The organism is Streptomyces sp. HUAS MS02 (genome assembly GCF_055702265.1).
On the sequence record NZ_CM146747.1, the window covers coordinates 4,460,839 to 4,481,303 of the forward strand.

Here is a 20,465-nt window from a genome sequence, read left to right on the forward strand (position 1 = left end):
TCTCCGTCGCGGGCCCTCTCCGACAGCCCGTACGTTCACCACACCGGACAGGCAGGGGCGTGGCCCGCCCCGGAGGACCACGCCGCGTCCAGCCTGACCCGGCACCTCCACGTCGCGGGCACCGTCGTGATGGGGGAGGCAGCCCCTCGGCGCCTTTCCCGACGCCGTCCCTTCGCCGGCGCGGAGCCATGACCGACGCTCCGGGACGCTACGGATGCACGTGCGGATCAGCTCTCCGACACTGGTGTCATCGGAGCCGATGGCATGGTTGAAGAGGTGAACCGTCCATGGCGACACATACGACCAGGCCGCCCGTCCCGTCCGGCATCGCGTGTCCCGCCGAGGTGCGGACCCGGCTGGGGACGCTGAGGTTCGTCGACGGCTTCCCGGACGATGCGACGGTCCGGACGTTGTACGAGAACCTCGACTTCCAGCGCGCCGTGCAGGCGTATCTGCTGGGACTGGCCCCGGTGGACATGGCGACGATGCGGACAGCGCTGTCGCGTTGGGGCCCGGCGAACTCCACGATGGCGATCTGGGAGGACCTGGTCCACCCACACTTCATCGGGCTCGTGTACAACACGAGCACCTCCTACTGCTACGCGTGGCTCGACCTCCGCGACGGGCCACTGGTCGTCGAGGTTCCGCCCGGCGTGTACGGCGGAGTCGACGACCACTGGTGCCGGTGGGTCGTCGACCTGGGTCTGACCGGGCCCGACCGCGGCAAGGGCGGCAGATATCTGTTCCTGCCGCCCGGGTACGACGGCCGCATCCCCGACGATCACGTGGTGGTGCGACCGCGCACCTACGGCAACTTCCTGGCCCTCAGAGGGTTCCGCGACGAACACGGCGACCCGCACCCCGCGGTCGAGGTGATCAAGGCGAACACCCGCGTCCACGCGCTCTCGCAGGCCGACGACCCACCGCCGATGCGCTTCGTGAACGTCTCGCCCGAACCGGCCGTGGCCGTCCCACCCGCCGACCACCGGTTCTGGGATCTGCTGAACGAGGTCGTGCAGTCGGAACCACCCGAGTCGGCCGACCCGCTCACCCTGGGAATGTTCGCCTCCATCGGTGTCCAGAACGGCAGGGCCTTCGATCCGGACGACCGGATGCGGGCCATCCTGACCGAGGCGGCGGCCGTGGGCGACGCCACCGCCCGCGCCCTGACCTACCGGTTCCGCCAGGACGAGGCCTGGTACTACCCGGGCAGTTCCTGGCGCAAGGGCTTCCTCGGCGGCTACCGGAGCCAGGACCGTGGAGCGGCCCTGCTCGACTCCGCCGCTCAGCTCTATTTCTGGGGCGGTTCGGTGAGTCCGGCGTGGGATCAGAAGATGGTCGGCACCGGTTCGCAGTACGCCTTCGCCTTCGTCGACTCCACCGGATCGCCGCTCGACGGCGGCAGGACCTACCGGCTCCACGTCCCCCCGGCGGTTCCGGTCAACAACTTCTGGTCGGTCATCGTCTACGACACCCAGACCCGGTCCATGCTGCAGACCGGTCAGGAGTGGCCGTCGGTGACCAGCCAGGACCAGGGCCTCACCACGAACGAGGACGGCTCCGTCGACATCCGCTTCGGGCCCGAGCCGCCCGACGCCGGCAGCCGCAACTGGATCCAGACGCTGCCCGGCAAGGGCTGGTTCACGATGTTCCGGCTCTACGGTCCCCTCGAGCCATGGTTCGAGAAGACATGGCGACTGCCGGACATCACCCCGCTCACCTCAGACTCCTGACGGAACGCGGGGGGGGCAGGCGGCGCCCGCAGATCAACGAGCCGCCGACTTCAGGAACACCTCCCCGCGCCTCACCCTCGCTGCCTCTGCGCGTGTACGGCGGGCAAGTGGAGGAGCCGCAACGCCCCGAGCGCGCGGGCTGGTTCAAAGCCCATGGCGGTCAGGACCACCTCTCGCCCCACAAGGCACGCGTGATGGCGGAATGCGCCCGCGTCCTGCGCCCCGGCGGACACCTGTGCGTCTCCGAACGACCGTCCATCGTGAGGACGGCCAAGGGCGTAGAGCTCGTCGGGCCGCCGCTGCCGCGGGCAGGCATGGGAATGCGCGCCAAGACCTTCGCGAAGAACTGCCCGGACCAGCTCGCGCCGAGGGCGGGGAAATGCTCTCCTGGAAGGAGCCGCAGGAGAACACGCCGATGCGTCACAGCCGGGGTTCCGCTCTCACAGCCGGCCGGTCGGTCGCCCCGACCGGAAGGGGTGGGGGGTTGCTGCCCACTCGGGATCTCGCGGCCGCCTGGTTCCTCGTGGTCCTGATCGGCGTCCCCGCCTGGGTGCTGACAATCGGCCAGGCCCAGGACATGGGGGTGGAGCCCGGCACGATGGGGATGGCACTGCCGCTGTTCCTGGTGCTCTGGGTGACGATGATGGCGGCCATGATGCTGCCGTCCATGGCGCCGGTGGCCATTACCTGGGTCCGTGGCATCGGCCGACAGTCCTCCGGCTGGGCCCGGACTGTCCGCACCGTCGAGTTCGTCGCCGGATATCTGCTCGTGTGGACGGCGTTCGGGCTGCTCGCCTACGCCGCACTGGCCCTCACCGGCAGCCTCGTGGACGACCACCCCACAGCCGGTCGCTGGATCGGCTCGGTCGCCTTCCTGCTCGCGGGCCTCTACCAGCTCGGCCCCTTGAAGTACGTCTGCCTGCGGCACTGCCGCGACCCCCTGGGCCATCTGGTGCGCTACTCCGGCTTCCGGGGGCCGACCCGCGACGTGCGGGTGGGCCTCCACCACGGCGCCTACTGCGTCGGCTGCTGCGCCGGGCTGATGGTCGTCCTCGTTCCGCTGGGCGTGATGAACGTGGCGGCCATGGCCGGGCTGGCCTTGGTGATCTTCCTGGAGAAGCTGTCGCCCCGGGGTGTGCTGCTGGGGCGCGTCGTGGGCGTGGCGTTCCTCGTCCTGGCCGTGCTCGCGCCCTTCCAGGACTGGCTGCTGCCCGGGCTGCAGGACTCGATGCCGTCGATGGACGACATGTGATCCCTGGGCGTAACCGGGTTCCGCGCAGAGGGGCGGGAGATGCAAGCTGGAAGGGAGACCGTGTCCCGTGCCCGGGACCGGGCTCGGCGCACGCGGTCTCGTCACTCCGAGTGAGCTCCCTGGAGCTCGGCAGGAGGGAAGCGAGATGACAGAACAGGCCACGACTGCGACGCGCTGGCATCTGACCGGCGACTGGTTCGATGTGTGCAAGTGCGCCATCCCCTGCCCGTGCACCTTCGCACAACCCCCGACCTACGGCGACTGCGAAGGCGTCCTGGTCTGGCACATCCGGGAGGGCAACTACGGCGATGTCCGGCTCGACGGCCTCAACGTCCTGATGCTCGGCTCCTTCATGGGCAACGTCTGGGCCGGCGAGCACAGCGCCCCCTACGCCGCGGTGTTCCTCGACGAACGCGCCGACGAACAGCAGCGGGGTGCTCTCGGGGCCGTCTTCGGCGGCGAGGCGGGCGGCTGGCCTGCACAGTTCGGGGAGATGCTCCACCCCGAGATACGCGGGACGGATGTCGCTCCCATCCACGTGGAAATAGACGATGACCTCGCCACCTGGCGGGCCGAGGTCCCTGGCCGGGTCACCGCGGTCGCCGAGGCACTCACCGGCCCGACCACCACCGAAGGCGGGCGCGTCCAGGTCCACAACGCCCCGGGCGCCGAGGTCGGGCCGGGCCAGGTCGCCACCTGGGGCCGGGCCACCGTCGACCAGGCGAACGCGTTCGGCTTCTCCTGGGATCGCTCCGGCAAGTCGAGCAAGCACTTCCCCTTCGACTGGAGCGGCCCCACCTGACGCGGGCCGGCGTTGCGGGGGACGCTCCGAGCCACCTCCGCCCCGAGTTGTTCGGCCGTTACCGGCCCACTCCATGTGCTCCCGCGACCGCGCCCTTCGGGTCGGCGCTCGGTCCCGGAACTGGGTGGTCCGTGAGACGCCAGCAGGAGCCCTCCACACCTCCGAGCCGACTCCGTGCCCATAGCGTGCCCACAAGACCGGCGGACCACGGTCGCTACGGTGCGATCATGCGCTCCCGGGCACCACGCAAGAGAACGTATGCCCAGGTCAGAGGCCATCCGGCTGGGAAGCGCCGTCGCTTCCCGGGCTGAGAGCGCGGGTCCGGTTCTCGCCACCCACTCCAGATCGAGGCCCCTGGGCAGCGACCTGGGGCCTCCTGGTTTCTGTGGTGGTCCTCCGAGAACGGGGGCCGGGAAGACGCAGCGGTTCCGGTCACTCCTCGCCGGTGGGGAGCCGGACGGTGAACGTGGTCGATCCGGGGCGGCTGTCGAGGCTGACGCTCCCCTCGTGGGCCTCCGCCACCGCCGCCACGATGGACAGGCCGAGGCCGGTGCCGGTACCCGCGCCCTCTGTGCGGCGGCGGTCGGCGCGGGTGAAGCGTTCGAAGACCTTGGGCCGGATTTCCTCGGCGACGCCCGGTCCGTCGTCGTGCACCTTCAGTACCGCCGTACCGGCGTCGATCCGCAGGGAAACGGTCACCGTGCTCCCGGCGGGTGTGTGCAGGCGGGCGTTGGCCAGCAGGTTGGCCAACGCCTGATGGAGCCGGTGGGCGTCGCCCGGCACTGTCACCGGCTCCTCCGACAGCTCCAGCGCCCAGTGGTGTCCGGGGCCCGCGGCCTGTGCGTCCGTCACGGCGTCCAGGACGAGGCGGGTCAGGTCGACGGGGCTCCGTTCCAGGGGGCGGCCCGCGTCGAGGCGGGCGAGGAGCAGCAGGTCGTCGACCATCTCGCCCATTCGGGCCGCTTCGGCCTCGATGCGCTCCAGGGCCCGCACGACCTTCCGGGGCACCGGGTCCGGGTGCAGCAACGCCAGTTCCGCGTGCCCGCGGATCGATGCCACGGGCGTGCGCAGTTCGTGGCTGGCGTCGGCGGCGAAACTGCGCAGCCGTTCCTCGCTCGCGTGCCGTTTGGTCAGCGCGTCCTCGACATGGCCGAGCATCGCGTTGAACGCTCCGGCGACGCGTCCCACCTCGCTGCGCGGGTCGCTCTCGGGCGCGCGGGACGGAAGGTCCACCTCGCCGCTGGAGAGCGGGAGTTCACTGACCCAGGTGGCGGTCGCGGCCACCCTGCTGAGCGGTCGCAGCGACCAGCGCACCCACAGGGCTCCCGCGACGCCGGCGACGGCGAGCGCCGCGCCGAAGACGATGGCGGCGACGAGTTCCAGGCGGTGGACGGCGGCCTCGACGGACTCCATGGGAAGCCCGGTGATCAGGACGTCGCCGTCCCTGCCCTCGGTCGCCATCATGCGGTAGTCGCCCAGCGACGAGAGGTCGGTCGTGTGCCCCTCGCCGTCGGCGGGCAGCCCCGCGAGCCGCTTCCGGTCCCGCGCGCTCAGCTCGACGGTCACCGTGCCCGTACCGCTGCCGGACGACACCACCGCCGCGTTGGTGACAGCGCCGCCGACCAGCCGGGCGCCGAAGGTTCCGGCGGCCTGGCGGCGGGTGTCGCCGTCCTCGTCGCCGTCGTGGTCCGACGGCAGCGGGCCGCCGTGTTCCAGGCTCGCCGGGAACCGTACGCCCGTCTCGCGCAGCTGCTCGTCGAGGCGGCCGGTGAGGAAGCCGTTCAGCTCCACCACCGCCGCCACCCCCACGGCCGCACAGCTGACCGCGAGCAGCACGACGAGCCCGGCGGTGAGCCGCGCCCGCAGGGTGTGCGGCCCGGGTGGACGCGGCAGCCTGCGTCGTGTCCTCACCTGGTCACCGGCTTGAGCACGTATCCGGCGCCCCGCACCGTGTGGATCATGGGTGGGCGGCCCGCGTCGACCTTCTTGCGGAGGTAGGAGATGTACAGCTCGACGACATGGGCCTGGCCGCCGAAGTCGTAGGACCAGACGCGGTCGAGGATCTGCGCCTTGCTGAGCACCCGGCGCGGGTTGCGCATGAGGAAACGGAGCAGTTCGAACTCCGTCGGGGACAGCTCGACGAGGTCGCCGCCGCGGGTGACCTCGCGGGCCTCCTCGTCCATGACGAGGTCGCCGACGGTCAGCCGCGGCCCGCCCTCCGTCTGCCGGGCCATGCCGGCCCGGCGCAGCAGTCCGCGCAGGCGGGCGACGACCTCCTCCAGGCTGAAGGGCTTCGTCACGTAGTCGTCGCCGCCCGCCGTGATGCCGGCGATGCGGTCCTCGACGGCGTCCCGGGCGGTCAGGAAGAGCACGCACACATCGGGTCGTACGGTGTGCAGCGAGCGCAGGACGGCGAAGCCGTCGGTGTCCGGGAGCATGACGTCGAGGACGACGGCGTCGGGCAGCAGTTCGCGTGCCTCGGTGACGGCCGAGACGCCGTCGCCCGCAGTGCGGACCTCCCAGCCCTCGTAGCGCAGGGCGCCGGAGAGGACCTCCGCGAGGTCGGGGTCGTCGTCGACGACGAGGACCCGGAGCGGAGTGCCGTCGGTCCGGGTCAGCGCGGGGCGGCCGGGGCCGCGGGGGCGGGAAGTGTTCATCTCGACTACCAGGATGCGGTCTCACCGCGTCCCCGGGCCGCTTTCCCGACCTCTGAGTTCCCTCTGAGTCCGCTCTGCCACCGGACCACCCGACCGACCCCTCCCACCTGCGGTTCGGCCGCGCCGCGGGCCACGCGCTGAGAGCGGGCTCAGAGACTGCGTCGGCACAGTGTCGTTCCCGGACGGCCGACAGGACGTACGGAAACGAAGGGAGTACACGGATGACGACGGCGTACGCGCGACAAAGGGTCGCCCCCGCGCCTCCCGCGCCCCGGCGCTCCCCCGCCGGCCCGTTGCTCGCCCTCCTGTGGGGCGGGGCCGCCGCCGTGGTCGCCCTGTGGTGGCACGACACGGGGTCGGTCGTCGGTGCCGCCGGCTGGCTGACGGGGGCCGGGCGGATCGCGGGGCTGCTGTGCGGGTACGCCTGTGCCGTCCTCGTCGGTCTGATGGCCCGCGTACCCCTGCTGGAGCGGCGGATCGGGGCGGACCGGGTGACGCGCTGGCACGCGATGGCGGGCCGCTACACGGTCTGTCTGCTGGTGGCACACGTCGTGCTGATCCTGCTCGGGTACGCCGCCCAGGACGGCTCCTCGTTCCTCGCCGAGACGCTCACAGTGGTCCTGGACTACCCGGAGATGCTCAAGGCCACCGCGGGCACGGTCGTCCTGCTCGCGGTCGGGTTCGTCTCGGCCCGTGCGGTGCGCCGCCGGGTCGGCCACGAGTTCTGGTACTACGTGCACCTGCTCACGTACGCCGCGGTCTTCCTCTCCTTCGGCCACCAGATCGCCCTGGGCTCCGACTTCACCGGCAACCAGGCGGCCCAGGCCGCCTGGTACGCGCTCTACCTGGGCGTCGCGGCCCTGGTGGGGTGGTTCCGGATCCTCGCTCCGGTACGGCTCAACCTGCGTCACCGGCTGCGGGTCGACTCCGTGCACCGGGAGGCTCCGGGCGTGTACTCCGTCGTCATACGTGGCCGACGGCTGGACGAGACGGGCGCGCGGCCCGGGCAGTTCTTCCGCTGGCGGTTCCTCACCGAGGGCATGCGCTGGACCTCCACGCCGTACTCCCTGTCGGCGCCGCCCCGCCCGGACCTGCTGCGCATCACGGTCAAGGCGCTCGGCGACCACAGCGCCGCCGTCCCCCTGCTGCGGCCGGGCACCCGGGTGTGGGCGGAGGGTCCCTACGGGGCGCTGACCGCCGACCGGCAGACCTCGCACAAGTCCCTGCTGATCGCGGGCGGTGTCGGCATCACCCCGCTGCGGGCCCTGTTCGAGACGCTGCCCGGCGACGTCACCCTCCTCTACCGCGCCCGCACGGTTGAGGACCTCGCCCTGGGCGGCGAACTGGAGGCCGTCGCACGATGGCGCGGGGCGAAGGTGCTCTACGCCCTCAACGGCCCGCACGGCCGACGTCCGGACCTCACGGCCCACTCCCTGCGCGCCGCCGTGCCCGACCTGGACGACCACGACGTGTACCTGTGCGGCCCGCACGACCTCGCGCGGGACCTGTACGAGGCGCTGCGCGCCGCCGGGGTCCCCGACCGCCGTATCCACCACGAGTCCTTCGAGCTGTGAGGCCCCCTTGCACACGTTGAGGAAGAACCGTCCCCTGCGCCGCATCGTGTTGGCGAGCGCCGCGACTGTCTCCGGCATGGTGCTGCTGCTGTCACTGAAGCCGCACACCATGCCGACCGTCGCCGACGTGGCCACCTCTCCCGTACCTTCCAGCAGTTCGGGCGCGTCGAGCGGAGGAACCGGATCGAGCGGCTCGGCCCCAGGTGCCCAAACCCTCACCGGGGACTCGGTCCAGACCCGCTACGGCCCCGTCCAGCTCCGCATCACCCTGAAGAACGGGAGGCTCACCGACGTCACCGCGATCACCTACCCCCAGGAGAACCCGAGGGACGAGCAGATCAACAGCTACGCGATCCCGCAGCTGACGCGGGAGGCGCTCACGGCTCAGAGCGCCGACATCGACACCGTCTCCGGAGCCACGTACACCAGCGAGGGCTACCGCCAGTCACTCCAGTCGGCGCTGGACTCCGCGAGCCGCTGAAAATGGCTTCACGCGGTGGACGCCGTCGTCCCGATCGGCCAGCGCCCCGGTGAGCCACTCCTGCACGCTCTTCAGCGACAACGTGCCGGTCAGGCCAGCCATGAGACTCACTCACGCCGGCTGACACCGGCGTGGAGCAAACGCGTCAGGCGATGTCGTGGACGTTGTGCTCGGTCAGGTCAGGTCAGGTCAGGAGGGGATGATCTGCCACTGCTGCCGCGCCAGTGACGCGTACGGCTGCTGCTCGACGTTGGCTCCGTCGGCGGTGCTGCCCTCGTCGACGGCGAGGCAGAGCCCGCTGTAGCGGTTGATGAGGAAGTAGTAGCCGTCACCGGTGGGCGTGACGGCCCAGTGCTGCTGGGGGACGTTGGAGTCCGACCAGATACCGACGTTGCCGCCGTCGGCGCGGGAGAGGCCCGCGACCTCCAGGAGCTTGCCGCTGCCCACACCCTTGATCTCGTAGTAGCCGTCGCCGGTCTTGGCGAAGGTCCACTTCTGGTTCGTCTTGTCGAGCCACGGCCACTGCAGGACGTTGGTGCCGTTGGCGGTGCCCCCGCTCCGCACGTCGGCGGCCTTGCCGCTGTGCCGGGCGACCAGCCGGTAGACGGTGCCGTCACCGGGCAGCGTGGTGGACACCAGGGCCGGCTTGGCCGTCCGGCCGCCGATCCTCACGTTGCCGATGTTGGCGTAGCCACCGGTGGCGGCGTTGACCTGGATCCGTACGAAGCCCACGTTCCGGGCGGGCCACTCCACCACCTTGTACGTGCCGTTGCCGGCCCAGGTGCCGCCGGCGACCTGGGTGAAGGTGACCCCGTCGGTGCTGGTGAGGATGGTGTACGAGGTGATGTCGCCGTCGGTGGAGTTGGTGCGGCTCCACTGCTTGGGCAGGTACTCCAGGGTGGAGACGTTGCTCCATACCCCGCCCAGATCGATGGTGATCGACTGCGGCAGCGACAGGCCCCAGGTCGACCAGCAGGTTTCGTAGCGGACGTCGCTGAGTCCGTCGATCGCGTTGAGCGGGCCCTCGCCGGCGTGGAAGGCGGTGGCGTACGCGTTGACCGGTGTGACGGGGTGCTCGGCGCGCAGTGGCTGGGCGGGCAGCGGCGGCCGGGAGGTGTCGGGGCTCCATGCCGCGCCGACCTCGGCCAGCCGGTTGACGACGTTGGTGTCCAGCCTGCCGTCGCGGTTGGGCGGGCAGTTGAGGATGAACGAGGTGTACTTCGGTTCCAGGTCGGCCAGGTGCGAGAGGATCGCGTCCTTGCTCATCAGGCCCTCGGTCGGGGTGGAGGGGTGCCAGAACCAGCCGTTGCTGATGGTCTGCCCTTGCATTCCGGCGTAGGTGTTGCCCGCGGGCGCCGTGACGCCCAGCGGCTCCTCGAAGAAGATCGCGTCGCTGAGGAAGGGCTCGGACAGCCCGCCGATGTCGATCATGACGCAGTCGGGCTGAAGCTGCTGCACCAGTGAACGGATCCTCTGGTAGGAGACGGCCTGCTGTCCCATCTGCCACGCATAACCGTCAGTCATGAACATGTCGATGGTGCCGTAGTTGGTCAGCAGCTCGGTGATCTGACCGAGGATGAAGGTCATGTCGGCGGGTTGGATGGCATCGGTGATCTCGAGACCCGACACCTTGTGCCGGCTCTCCCACGCCTCGACGCCGAAGGTGCGGTCCCAGATCGAGTAGTAGAACCCGACCTTCAGCCCCTTCGCGCGGAAGGCGTCGCAGTACGCCTTCACCACGTCCTGCCTGTAGGAGCTGTTGGCGACGTTCTGGGTGCCGTAGGCGCTCGGCCAGAGGGCGAAGCCGTCGTGGTGCTTCGTGGTCAGGATGCCGTAACTCATCTTCGCGGCCGCCGCCGCGTCGGCCCACTGCCCACAGTTGACACTCGGGGGAGCGAAGCGAGTGGGGCTCTGGTGGGGCGCCGCCCACTCCTCGTTGGTGAAGGTGCCCAGGCTGAAGTGGTTGAACATGCCGAACCGCATGTCGACCATCCTGCTCAGGTTGGTCTGGGTGTCCGCGGCAGACGCCTGTGACAGAAGGCCGGAGAAGCCGGGGACGATCGGCAGGGCGGTCGCGGCGGTCGCCGCACCCGCCGCGCCGAGAAACGTACGGCGAGTCATTCTTCGCGAGGACATGGCTCACTCCTGGACTGATTGCAGGGGACGACGTCTGGACATGCCGCACCGACTCACCCTCGGGCCGCGAGGCGCAAGGAGGCCGACACCGGGGCACGTTCGGCTCTACAACATCGGATGTATTAAGTGGCACCAACCCACGACGCGTCTAGAGGCATGCAAGAAGAACCTCTTCAAAGCTGCGACTTACCTTCAAGTTCACGTCATGCCATCGGAGCACCGACTGGGATCAAACTCAGATAGATCGGATGAGTATGCTGAGTCGGCACGGACCCTCCACCGGCGAGCCCTGGACGGGGGTGCCCCCGCTCAAGCGCAGCCGAGCACTCAGGGAGCGGTGCCACGCCTCGCGACCCGGGCGGGCACGGCGAAAGGACCCCTGAGACTGAGTGAGGCCCTCCGCCCCCGCAGGCACCGCACGGCGACTTGGATACCGCCGTGCAGGAGAACGGTCCCTCGGTGCCGTCGGCGCAGCCGCAGAATCGGCGTCGCCGTGATGATCGCCGACCCCCGAGCGGCCGTTTCAGAGTCCGCCGAAGGTCAGCAAGGTTCCCGTCCCTCAAGCCCCCAACACTGCGAGCGCGAGTCGATCTCGTCACCCTCTCCTACGAAGCACGGATCTCAACGCAAGCTACGCAGCTCCCGATCGATGTCCTCCTCGGTGATGGGCCGCCGGAAGTAGGCCTGCCACGCGTCAAGCAGGAGGAACACGCCCCATCCACCGAGGACCCAGCCCGGCCAGAAGTACCCGGCTCCGGTCAGTGCCCACACCACGATCAAGAAGACGTTGATCACAACGTAGGCCGCGAGGTCCGCCCGGAGTTTGCGCTTCTTCTCAAGCCGTTTGTGGGCCCATTCCCTCTCGGGCTTCGCTCGTGGGGCGTGGGAATCGTCGGGGCCGAAGGGACCCACCATGATCGCCACCTCCTCGGTCGCGGTGGCTGCCGTACCTCTTTGCAATGATCCCCCGGATCGGCTGTGGGCGCCGCTCAAGGCACCGACACCGGACGCGCCCCCTGGCGCGGGCAGCGCGTGAGCAGGCCAGAGCCAGTACTCAGGCAGGAGCGGCGTCCGTCTCGGTTTCCGTCTCGTTCAGCGTTCAGCACCGTTCACGGCCGTTCAGACGAGACCGAAGCCAGTGGCCGCTCCCGCGGCCGAACGCCCGTGAACACCCCGGCACTCAGCCCACCACCCCACCACCCCAGTCGGAAAGCGTGCGCACGGTGGGTTGTTGCGTTCCACGGACACGAGCGGAAGTCGTCATGCGCCTCAGGAACCGTCCTCGACCCTGCCGGTGAAAACCGGGCCGACCGGCGGTTCCTCGAAGCCGAACAGCTGGATCCGCACCGCTTCCTCCGGCTCGGTCGCCCCGTCCTCGACGGTGGGTATCGCCACCTCTGTGCTGAGCCGACCGGCAGGGACGGCGGCAAGCAGGGACATCCCTCCCACCTGGGACAGGGGCCGCTCAGGGAGCGCCGCTTCGCCGTAGTTCTCCATCAGCCACTGCGGATCCACGTCCGTGCTGGACAGCTCCGCGCCGTCCTCGGTCGGCAGGACGCTGAAGGGGACGAGTATCTCGGTGTCGGCGGTCTCGGACAGGGTCACCCGCCAGGTCAGGCTCTTCCCCTCGGTGACCAGGTCCGCGACCGGTGTGACGGTCACCTCGGGCATCGGGTCGTCGTTCCGCACGGTCACACCGCCGTGGAAGGAGCCGACCACCGCGCCCCGCACCGCTTTCACGAGGACGTCGTGCGAGATGTCGTAGGAGTAGCGCGTGTTGCCCTCCACCTCCACCGGCAGGTCGACGACCTGGCTGCCGGGCCGCACGGTCACCAGCCGAGCCGTGGCCCGTCCGGTGGCGTGGTCCATGACGAACAGCCGTACCTGACCGCTGCCCTGGCCGGAGACACGCACCGGGACCTGGTGGGTCCGGGAACCGGAGTCCCCTTCCTCGACCTTCAGCCGGCCGATGTCGACACGGGGCAGTGCGGCCGGCCGGACAGCCGGTGTCCCGGGGCGCCAGCCCCAGGCGTCCATCAGCCAGGCCCGTCCGGAGCCGCTGCGCGGGGTCAGTTCCAGGCTTCGGACGTTCTCCAGGTCCAGCCCGGCCCGGGTGGCGGCGGTCAGCGGAACGCGGATCTCCTGCCCCCAGTGGGAGGCCGTGCGGTCGCTCCCCGGCAGCCCGTCGACACGGACCACGCCGAGCGTGAGCCGGCGGCCGGACGTGTCGGCGACCGCCACGTCCAGCTCGGTTCCGGTGCTGCCCGGCGGCACGATCACCCGCAGGGCGAGCGCCTCGGCACCGGAGAGGGAGACCGGCTTCGCGGGGCGCATCCTGACGGCGGAACCAGGAACCGACCAGCTCAGGGCCACCGCGTCGCGGCCCGGTTCGGGTCCCGTCCTCCATTCCGCGAAGTGCGGCGACCTCCCGGTCTCATCGGGGTCCAGGCAGGCGACCGCCGGGTCGGCGTCCACCGCCGAACACAGCCGTCCCCCGCTCACGGTGGCCGAAGGGCCGGGGAGGAAGGCGGCAGTGCGGTGCGCTCCGACGGCGTGGGTGAGGACGCGCGCGGGATCCGCGGACGGTGCTCGCAGGTTCGAGCCGTCCAGCAGCGGTCGTACGCGGTCGTCGCCCGCGACGAACAGGCGGGCCGCCGCGGCGATGTACGTGGCGCCGGCGGTCTGTTGCTGCACCGCCGTCAACCGGGTCGCCCGGCCCGGCGCACACACCGGGTCGGACCCGCCGTCGTCCACGAAGTCGTCCTCGGCGGGAGCCTGTGCCTGCCCGGGTGTCCACTCGCTGTTGAAGAAGTTGTGGTTGGCGCCGACCATGTACACCGCGCTGTGCAGGGCGGCGCCCCGGCTGACTCCGCGCGTGCCGTCCACGTACATCTCGCCCTGGAGGTCGGCGACGTCGCCGTCGCACCCCGGCAGGATGGTCATCGACGGCACGTCGGGCGCCGGGTTCTGTCCGAAGGCGGTGGGGCCGATGAGGGCGGTGCCGCGGATGCGCCAGCGCACCGCACCCCCGTACCCGTCCTGATCGGCGGGCGGCGGGGTGATGCTGTCCGTGGCTGCCTGGTTGACGCCCTCGCCACCGCGCGAGTGGCCGACCAGCAGGACCCGGGACAGGTCGGCCGTCGGTGCGGTGCGCACGATCTCCGGTGCCGTCGCCCGGTCGGCGGCCCAGTCCGCCCAGCGGGCGAGGTGCAGCCGCACCAGGGAGGAGCGTGCCTGGGCCCCGCCGTCCTCCAGTGCGTCCTGCGCGTTCACGCCGTTGGCGGAGACGGACACCGTCACGTACCCCTGGGACGCCAGGAGTTCCTGGTCGCGCAGATACCCCCGGTGGCTCGGCACCGGCTTCGAACCGGCCGGGCACGGCCATACGCCCGAGCGGTCGCCTTCAGTCGTGTAGCAGGTGTCGTGGCGGCCGTGCAGGAACAGCGCGAGCGGCCGACGGCCCGTGGCTCCGGTCGGTGCCACCACGACCGCGTTCATCTCCACGGGGGCCAAGAGGCCCGGCAACCGGACCGGCGGCAGGGCGTATTCGCCGGTGACCGTCCCGTACCCGCCTGCCTTGCCGGGGTCGACCGAGCCCGCCGGCAGCGCGGGCAGTTGTTTCGCCGCCGGTGCCGTACGTCGGTTCTGCTCGCCCGCGGCGACTCCGGCCGCGTCCAGACGGCGTCCCCCCGCCCGCGCCTGGAGGTCCGTCGGCTGCCCCAGCCGCGCACTACGAAGGTCGAGCCGGAACGTACGCCGGTCCTTCTCCGCCACCGGCCGGCCGAGGAACACGTCCCCGGCGTAGAACTCCACGCCGGCGTCGGTCAGGGGTACCGGCTCGGCCGAGCGCCAGATCAGCCGCCGTTTCCCGGAGTCGTCACCGGTGATCCGCCAGTCGGACGGGAGCGGACCGTCCGGGCCGACCCGCGAGGCGGACGTTCGGGGGTCGGCAGCCTGCTGGGCGGCGGTCGGCCAGGGCACTGCCACCGCTGTCGCGAGCACCGCTGCGGCGGCGATCAATATTCGCCGGTCACGTCGCCGGGCACGTCTCAATGTTCCGCTCCTACTTGGTACTTGCTCGGTACTTGCCTGGTACTTGGTTCTTGATCGAGTGCTTCGTCGCGTCAACGTGCGAGAGACGCCGCGTCCCCCATGACGATCACCGGATGCAGAGCGGGATCGAGGGTGCGCAGCAGCTCCTTCATGTGCTGCTTCGCGACGCTCACGCAGGCCTGCGTGGGTCCGTCGTGGTCGACGTGCAGCCAGATGCCGCCGCCCCTGTCCGCGCCGAGCGGGCGGGTCCAGTCGAGGGGCGAGGTGCCGGGCCTGCGGTTGTAGTTGATCGCCACGACGTAGTCGAAGGAGCCCGCGAGCGACTCGCCTTCGAAGCCCGTGCCGTTGATGGTGAATCCGCGCCCGTGGTCGTACGGCAGCTCGGTGCCGGGATCGGGGAGCAGCCCGCCGGCGTCGGTGAGGGTGAACACGCCGATGGGCGAGCGGAGATCGCCGACGCGGTGGTCGTCCGTCCAGCCCTTGAGGGCGTTGTGGGCCGGCCAGGTGGATCCCGGCTCCCAGCCCGCGTCGGTGCGCCGGTACAGCACCACCTGCGAGGCCGAGGAGTTCCTGCCCCGTCCGGTGACCAGGACGACCTGGCGTGCGCTGTCGGGGATCTCGGCAAGCATCCGGGGCCCGACACCCGGCAGCGGCAAGGGACTTGTGCTGTTCGGTGACGTCTGCCCGGGTCTGGCCCGGGTCGTGCCGGGGGCGGCGGACACGGTGGCCGATCCGTCGGACGCTCCGCCGGTCGCCGACCGACCGTCCTGGGCCGTCCCGGCACCCGCCCCCGTTCCGCCACACCCCGTGAGCGTGAGGAGCAGGGCCAGGCCGACGGCCGGTATCCCGAGATGACGCGTTGATGAAGCCATGAGCGTCAGGCTGAAGGAGACGTATGAGGAACTCGTCAGCTTCGGACTCCGGCCCCGGAGCGCCGGCCGACCGGCCCGGTGCGCATCGGCGCCGGGCGCGGAACGCAGTCGTGTCAGGAAGTCGTGAGGGTGTGGGAAGCCTCGCAGCCGGTCCTGGACACCGGTCACCCGCGCTTAGAGTCGATCGCGTGTGCGCACATATTCTGGTCGCGGAAGACGACACCATGCAGGCCGAGCTGATACGGCGGCTGCTGCTGCGGGAGGGTCACACCGCCGTCGTCGCCGCCGACGGGCGGGCCGCGATCGACGAGGCCGGGAGCCGTCGGCCCGACCTGGTCGTCCTCGATCTGATGCTGCCGAAGATCGACGGCCTCGGTGTGTGCCGTGTGCTGCGGCAGAACGGGGACATACCCGTGCTCATGCTCACCGCCCGCTCCACCGAGGACGACGTGCTGCTCGGCCTGGAGGTCGGCGCGGACGACTACATGACCAAGCCGTACAGCCCACGGGAGCTTCTGGCCCGTATTCGCACGGTGCTGCGCCGCACCCAGCGCCCCGCGGACGTGACACCCGTGCTGCGCGCGGGGGGCATCGCCGTCGATCCCGCACGGCACGAGGTCACCTGCAACGGTGTCCCCGTGCTGTGCACCCCCGGCGAGTTCGCCATCCTCCAGGCCATGGCCGGGGCACCCGACCGGGTCTTCTCACGCCGCCAACTGCTGGAACGCACCCGGGGCCACGACCGGGCCTCCACCGAGCGGGCCATCGACGTACACATCATGAACCTGCGCAAGAAGATCGAGGCCGACCCGCGCACACCCGTCCGGCTGCTGACCGTCTTCGGCGTCGGCTACAAGCTCACCGGGCAGCCGTCGTGACGCCCGGCCCCCGCATACCCTGGCGGAAGAGCCTGCTGGTGCGGCTGCTCCTCACGTCCGTCGCCATCGCCGTCGTCTCCGTGGGTGCCACGGCGTGGCTGGCCACGGAGACGACCACACGGGCCATCCAGGAAGAGCGCGGACAGGTGCTCTCCGACGACACCGACATCCTGCGACAGCTCAGCGGCTACGCCGCGACCCACTCCGACTGGGACGGCGTACGTTCCTCGGTGCGCGAGCTCTCCCACACCATGGGGCGGCGCATCGCCCTGACGACGGAGACCGGACGCACCATCGCCGACTCCGCCGCCCCCGGCACGGCCCTGCCGGCCCGCGCGTCGGCCACCGTCGACCCGCTGAACACCGACACCCACACCGAACCGGGGGCCCAGCTCGCCGGGATCGACCCGCGGGCGGCGGGGCCGTACCGGCTCCCGGCGGCAGAACGGGCGCAGGTGAGGGCCCTCGCCGACAAGCGCCTGGCGTGTGTGCGCAAGCACCTGGGCGACGGCAGTGTCCGGGAGCTTCCCAGCGGCCGCACCGTGGTCGTCGCCGACGGCGGAGAGGCATCCGTACCGGCGCCGTGCGCGGACGGAGCGCTCAACACCCCCACTCGCACCGAGCAGAAGGCACTGGACGAACTCATCGCCCTGGCCGCTCCCTGCCTCCGCCCCGATGACGAGAAGAAGAGGACAGCCAACCCTCTGGCCGGAATCGGAGTCGATGTCGCCCCCGGCTTCATCTCCACCGCACAGGATCCCGACCGCCGACTCGGCGGCGGCCGGCAGACGCAGAACTGTGTCGACGACGCCCGTCGCACCCAGCTCGACCCGTACGTCGCCCCCAGAGCGAGGCTCTATCTGGGGGCCCTCGGCCAACAGCCCGTGGGCTTCGACCTCTCCCCCGCCAACAAGGCCAAGATCGTCGGCGTCGCGGGGCTGGTCCTGGTGGTCACCGTCGCCACGACCACCGCGGTCGCGATCCGCCTCGTCCGCCCCCTGCGGGCCCTGACCGCCGCGGCCCGGCAGCCGACGCAGCAGCACACGCGTGTCGCGGTCACCACCAAGGACGAGACCGGCTACCTGGCCGCCGCGTTCAACGACCTCACCGCACGCCGCCAACAGCTGGAGGCCCAGCGCAAGGCCATGGTCAGCGACATCGCCCACGAACTGCGGACCCCGCTGACGAACATCCGCGGCTGGCTGGAGGTCACCCGCGACGGGCTGCTCGAACCGGACCCGGACCTCATCGCCTCCCTGCACGACGAGGCACTGCTCCTGCAGCACATCATCGACGACCTCCAGGACCTCGCCGCCGCCGACGCCGGCACCCTGACGCTGCACCGCGAACCCGTACCCGCCGACGACCTCGTCGAGCGGACGGTGTCGGCCCACCGCACCCTGGCCGAGTCCGCGGGCGTCCGCGTGCGCGCCCGCACCGACCCCGGCCTCGTCCTGGACGCCGACCCGGTGAGGATGCGTCAGGTCCTGGGCAACCTGACGTCCAACGCCCTCCGGCACACCCCGGCGGGCGGCACGGTCACCCTCGCCGCCCGACAAGCCGGCGACGTGGCCGTCCTCACCGTCCAGGACACGGGCAGCGGCATCACCGCCGAAGACCTCCCGCACGTCTTCGAGCGCTTCTGGCGGGCCGAGAAGTCCCGCAGCCGACGCACCGGCGGAAGCGGTCTGGGCCTGTCCATCGTGCGCCAGTTCGTCGAGGCGCACGAGGGAACCGTCACCGTCGACAGTGAGCCCGGCAAGGGCTGCGTGTTCACCATCAGGCTCCCCCGGTCCCAGCACGCGGACCGGCGAACCCCATGAGGTGCGCAACGCCACCACCCCTCGGTGTGCACGACCGACACCCTTGCTCCCGCACGGGTTGCCCGTTGTGTGCCCGTAAAGGCGGAAGACCACGGTCAGCAGCGGTGCGATCCGACCCACACGACCACCTTGAGAACGAGACATCTGCGCTGGTCAGGGCAGTGAAGCCCCCTGAGCGCCGTCGCTTCCCGAGCTGAGAGCGCGAGTTCGATTCTGGGGACGGTGTACCCTCCGCGCGCTCACGAGTAGTGTGGCCGGCCCGGTGAACCTGAGCGGTCACCGCACTACCCTGGTTCCGGAATGACGCGGACGGAGGTGTGGGCACAGATGGGCAAGACCGATCCGCACATCCACGTAGAGCAAAAGGTGGTGCAGGCCACCTCGGACGTCCGCAGTCTGATCGTGTCGACGCTGGGCCGCGCACCCGACGCACCGAGCGTCGTCACCACTGGTTGCGGACACCAGGTGCCGTACGCCATGACCTCTGCCCGTCCGGAAAGTGTCACGTGCCTCGCCTGCCGGGAACATGCACACGGTGAGTACCTGCGCTTCGCCGACCAGGTCGAGAGCCTGAGCCGGATGCCCGGTATGACCATCACCGGTGACCAGGCGGCCACGGCCGTCGCACGGCTCCGGGACCTCGCGAAGAGGTTCTCCGCCTGAGGTGTTGTGACGCATCGGTCCGCCGCGTTGGATCAAGCCGCGGTCTTGAGTGCGCCCGCCCCAGCGGATGCCTTTCTCGCTGCGGATGCGGGCGCGTTCCCTGCGTTCGGCGGCCAGGACGTCGCGGTGGCGGGCATTGGCGTTGCGCCGGCGCAGATAGGCATGCAGGACCCGGGTCTGCCCGGTGTGGTCCCTCGCTACGCCGAGTTCCGTCGGGCCCGCATGGCCCACAGGTAGCCCGCCTGGAAGCGACTCTGCGCGCCCAGTTCGACCATGAGGTCCGCGATGTGCCGGCGACAGGTGCGAACGGACATGCCCAGGCGCACGGCTATGGAGGCGTCGGTCATGCCCTCGATGAGGAGACGGACGATGGCCTGACGGATGTCGTCCGTGATCTCGCTCCCGGCACCGAACGCCGTGGAGAAGGGTTCGGCCGTGAGCCAGAGCCGCTCGTACGTCTCCTTGATGAAGGCGACCACGTTCGCCTCCCGGACGATGGTCGCGGCGAGGGGGTCGTCACGCACGGAGATGACCGCCGCCTCGTCGTCGAAGACCAGGAGGCGGCTGAAGCGGTCGTCCAGGGTGCGTACTTCCGCGCCCAGTTGGGTGATGCGGTCGACATACTCACTCGTGCCCAGACCGAACCGCGCGGTGTGCTGGTAGAGGACGCGCATCTTCACGCCTCGCTCGAGAGCGGCACGGTCCCGGGGGGCGGCTTCGGCGAGGATGCCTTCCTCCCGGGCGCCGCCGGGCTGGGCCGTGAGGATCTCGCCGCGGGCCCGAGTGGTCAGGTCGGCGATCGCGATCCGGACCTTCGACAGGTCGTCCAGGACTTCGAAACGGTTGTCGTCCTCGTACGCGACCTGGGCCGCCTCGAAGAGCGGGAGGAAGGACATGATGGATGCGCGCGTGCCCTCGACGAGGGCGCGGCGAGCCCGGATCTCCCGTTCGAGAGGGAGCACGACCCCGTCGACCGCCTCTCCGGGCGCCACCACACGCAGCCTGCCCCTGGAGTGACCGCGTAACAGCCCCATCGCGATCAGCTTCTCCACAGCGGCGGCGGCGAGGGCGTCGGGCAGCCCGAGGGCCGCGCCCACTCCGGCCCTCAGGAACCCCTGACTCACATCGTGATCAAGAGCATGTTTATACACGGATTCCAGGGTCCCGTGATCCACCTCAACCAAGCCCAACAACCCCTATTTGCTATATGTTGTCCCATTTTTCCGGGCGTCATCATGCTGCGTGGCAGCATGATGACGCCTCATTATTATGTAATCACCATGCATTGAATGGCATGGTGATTCGCCTCGCCTCCTTCACTTCGCACCAACTTGTGTGATCAGGAGGTGGACATCACCCCACATGCAGGCGAAGGAAAGACTCTTGAAGCTCCTATACACGACCGTTCTCGTCGGCTGGGCCCTGGCCCTGGCCGTCGGCGCAGCGAGCGGGCCGACGGATGTCACGACCACGGCGGCCGGCAAGGTCGGCGTCGCCACGCAGGACACCGGCTGGGGCTGAGCGACCCCCACCGACTCCAG

At 70.5% G+C, this 20,465-nt stretch carries 16 protein-coding genes and 1 pseudogene; 9 read left to right on the forward strand and 8 right to left on the reverse strand.

Features of this window, described 5'->3' with window-relative positions:
* Nucleotides 1–287: 287 nt before the first annotated feature.
* From ACZ9QC_RS19175 to ACZ9QC_RS19185, 3 genes are all read left to right on the forward strand, one after another.
* A complete protein-coding gene (locus ACZ9QC_RS19175) occupies nucleotides 288–1,733 on the forward strand; it encodes a DUF1254 domain-containing protein (protein WP_472921228.1) in 1,446 nt (481 codons plus the stop codon).
* Nucleotides 1,734–2,148: 415 nt separating this feature from the next.
* The gene (locus ACZ9QC_RS19180; protein WP_472921229.1) at nucleotides 2,149–2,985 is read left to right on the forward strand and encodes a DUF2182 domain-containing protein; all 837 of its coding nucleotides are present in this window, start codon (nucleotides 2,149–2,151) and stop codon (nucleotides 2,983–2,985) included.
* Between the two features lie 145 nt (nucleotides 2,986–3,130).
* Nucleotides 3,131–3,787: a DUF1326 domain-containing protein gene (locus ACZ9QC_RS19185; protein ID WP_472921230.1), complete on the forward strand. Its 657-nt coding sequence runs from the start codon at nucleotides 3,131–3,133 to the stop codon at nucleotides 3,785–3,787.
* A 432-nt stretch (nucleotides 3,788–4,219) separates the two neighbouring features.
* On the opposite strand, the gene ACZ9QC_RS19190 is transcribed toward ACZ9QC_RS19185, so the two are convergent.
* Nucleotides 4,220–5,698: a sensor histidine kinase gene (locus tag ACZ9QC_RS19190; RefSeq protein WP_472921231.1), complete on the reverse strand. Its 1,479-nt coding sequence runs from the start codon at nucleotides 5,696–5,698 to the stop codon at nucleotides 4,220–4,222.
* Complete coding sequence (locus tag ACZ9QC_RS19195; RefSeq protein ID WP_472921232.1) at nucleotides 5,695–6,444, reverse strand: response regulator transcription factor; 750 nt, start codon at nucleotides 6,442–6,444, stop codon at nucleotides 5,695–5,697. Before ACZ9QC_RS19195 ends, ACZ9QC_RS19190 begins: the two co-directional genes overlap by 4 nt.
* Nucleotides 6,445–6,665: 221 nt before the next feature.
* Here ACZ9QC_RS19195 and ACZ9QC_RS19200 point away from each other — a divergent pair, with 221 nt between their 5' ends.
* Both ACZ9QC_RS19200 and ACZ9QC_RS19205 read left to right on the forward strand, forming a co-directional pair.
* Nucleotides 6,666–8,018 carry a ferredoxin reductase family protein gene (locus ACZ9QC_RS19200; RefSeq protein WP_472921233.1) on the forward strand — a complete coding sequence of 451 codons (1,353 nt, stop codon included), beginning with the start codon at nucleotides 6,666–6,668 and terminating at the stop codon, nucleotides 8,016–8,018.
* A gap of 7 nt (nucleotides 8,019–8,025) precedes the next feature.
* Nucleotides 8,026–8,499 (forward strand): FMN-binding protein, encoded by a 474-nt coding sequence (locus tag ACZ9QC_RS19205; protein WP_472921234.1) that lies wholly within the window; start codon nucleotides 8,026–8,028, stop codon nucleotides 8,497–8,499.
* Between the two features lie 189 nt (nucleotides 8,500–8,688).
* On the opposite strand, the gene ACZ9QC_RS19210 is transcribed toward ACZ9QC_RS19205, so the two are convergent.
* The 4 genes from ACZ9QC_RS19210 to ACZ9QC_RS19225 form a co-directional block, all read right to left on the reverse strand.
* Nucleotides 8,689–10,635, reverse strand: coding sequence for an alpha-L-fucosidase (locus ACZ9QC_RS19210; protein WP_472921235.1), 1,947 nt, complete (start codon nucleotides 10,633–10,635; stop codon nucleotides 8,689–8,691).
* Nucleotides 10,636–11,256: 621 nt separating this feature from the next.
* Entirely contained in the window at nucleotides 11,257–11,550 is a 294-nt protein-coding gene (locus tag ACZ9QC_RS19215) for a 2TM domain-containing protein (protein WP_472921236.1), read from the reverse strand.
* Between the two features lie 354 nt (nucleotides 11,551–11,904).
* Nucleotides 11,905–14,616, reverse strand: coding sequence for an alpha/beta hydrolase family protein (locus ACZ9QC_RS19220; protein WP_472921237.1), 2,712 nt, complete (start codon nucleotides 14,614–14,616; stop codon nucleotides 11,905–11,907).
* Nucleotides 14,617–14,759: 143 nt separating this feature from the next.
* Nucleotides 14,760–15,560 carry a hypothetical protein gene (locus ACZ9QC_RS19225; RefSeq protein WP_472921238.1) on the reverse strand — a complete coding sequence of 267 codons (801 nt, stop codon included), beginning with the start codon at nucleotides 15,558–15,560 and terminating at the stop codon, nucleotides 14,760–14,762.
* A gap of 188 nt (nucleotides 15,561–15,748) precedes the next feature.
* Here ACZ9QC_RS19225 and ACZ9QC_RS19230 point away from each other — a divergent pair, with 188 nt between their 5' ends.
* From ACZ9QC_RS19230 to ACZ9QC_RS19240, 3 genes are all read left to right on the forward strand, one after another.
* Nucleotides 15,749–16,438: a response regulator transcription factor gene (locus ACZ9QC_RS19230; RefSeq protein WP_472921239.1), complete on the forward strand. Its 690-nt coding sequence runs from the start codon at nucleotides 15,749–15,751 to the stop codon at nucleotides 16,436–16,438.
* Nucleotides 16,435–18,261: a sensor histidine kinase gene (locus ACZ9QC_RS19235; RefSeq protein WP_472921240.1), complete on the forward strand. Its 1,827-nt coding sequence runs from the start codon at nucleotides 16,435–16,437 to the stop codon at nucleotides 18,259–18,261. The genes ACZ9QC_RS19230 and ACZ9QC_RS19235 overlap by 4 nt, the downstream gene beginning before the upstream one ends.
* A gap of 327 nt (nucleotides 18,262–18,588) precedes the next feature.
* The gene (locus ACZ9QC_RS19240) at nucleotides 18,589–18,924 is read left to right on the forward strand and encodes a hypothetical protein (protein ID WP_472921241.1); all 336 of its coding nucleotides are present in this window, start codon (nucleotides 18,589–18,591) and stop codon (nucleotides 18,922–18,924) included.
* 51 nt (nucleotides 18,925–18,975) lie between these two features.
* Here the strand turns inward: ACZ9QC_RS19240 and ACZ9QC_RS19245 are convergent.
* Both ACZ9QC_RS19245 and ACZ9QC_RS19250 read right to left on the reverse strand, forming a co-directional pair.
* Nucleotides 18,976–19,116 (reverse strand): annotated as a pseudogene (locus tag ACZ9QC_RS19245) (integrase); the annotation flags it as partial.
* 5 nt (nucleotides 19,117–19,121) lie between these two features.
* Nucleotides 19,122–20,048, reverse strand: a complete 927-nt coding sequence (locus ACZ9QC_RS19250) for a LuxR C-terminal-related transcriptional regulator (RefSeq protein WP_472921242.1) — start codon at nucleotides 20,046–20,048, stop codon at nucleotides 19,122–19,124.
* Between the two features lie 259 nt (nucleotides 20,049–20,307).
* Here ACZ9QC_RS19250 and ACZ9QC_RS19255 point away from each other — a divergent pair, with 259 nt between their 5' ends.
* The gene (locus ACZ9QC_RS19255; RefSeq protein ID WP_472921243.1) at nucleotides 20,308–20,445 is read left to right on the forward strand and encodes a hypothetical protein; all 138 of its coding nucleotides are present in this window, start codon (nucleotides 20,308–20,310) and stop codon (nucleotides 20,443–20,445) included.
* The last annotated feature ends 20 nt before the right edge of the window (nucleotides 20,446–20,465 follow it).

Bases quoted from the DNA above. Each gene is read 5' to 3' on its own strand.
- ACZ9QC_RS19175 (WP_472921228.1), top strand. From the start codon at position 288: ATGGCGACACATACGACCAGGCCGCCCGTCCCGTCCGGCATCGCGTGT.
- ACZ9QC_RS19180 (WP_472921229.1), top strand. From the start codon at position 2,149: ATGCGTCACAGCCGGGGTTCCGCTCTCACAGCCGGCCGGTCGGTCGCC.
- ACZ9QC_RS19185 (WP_472921230.1), top strand. From the start codon at position 3,131: ATGACAGAACAGGCCACGACTGCGACGCGCTGGCATCTGACCGGCGAC.
- ACZ9QC_RS19195 (WP_472921232.1), bottom strand. From the start codon at position 6,444: ATGAACACTTCCCGCCCCCGCGGCCCCGGCCGCCCCGCGCTGACCCGG.
- ACZ9QC_RS19200 (WP_472921233.1), top strand. From the start codon at position 6,666: ATGACGACGGCGTACGCGCGACAAAGGGTCGCCCCCGCGCCTCCCGCG.
- ACZ9QC_RS19210 (WP_472921235.1), bottom strand. From the start codon at position 10,635: ATGTCCTCGCGAAGAATGACTCGCCGTACGTTTCTCGGCGCGGCGGGT.
- ACZ9QC_RS19215 (WP_472921236.1), bottom strand. From the start codon at position 11,550: ATGGTGGGTCCCTTCGGCCCCGACGATTCCCACGCCCCACGAGCGAAG.
- ACZ9QC_RS19225 (WP_472921238.1), bottom strand. From the start codon at position 15,560: ATGGCTTCATCAACGCGTCATCTCGGGATACCGGCCGTCGGCCTGGCC.
- ACZ9QC_RS19240 (WP_472921241.1), top strand. From the start codon at position 18,589: ATGGGCAAGACCGATCCGCACATCCACGTAGAGCAAAAGGTGGTGCAG.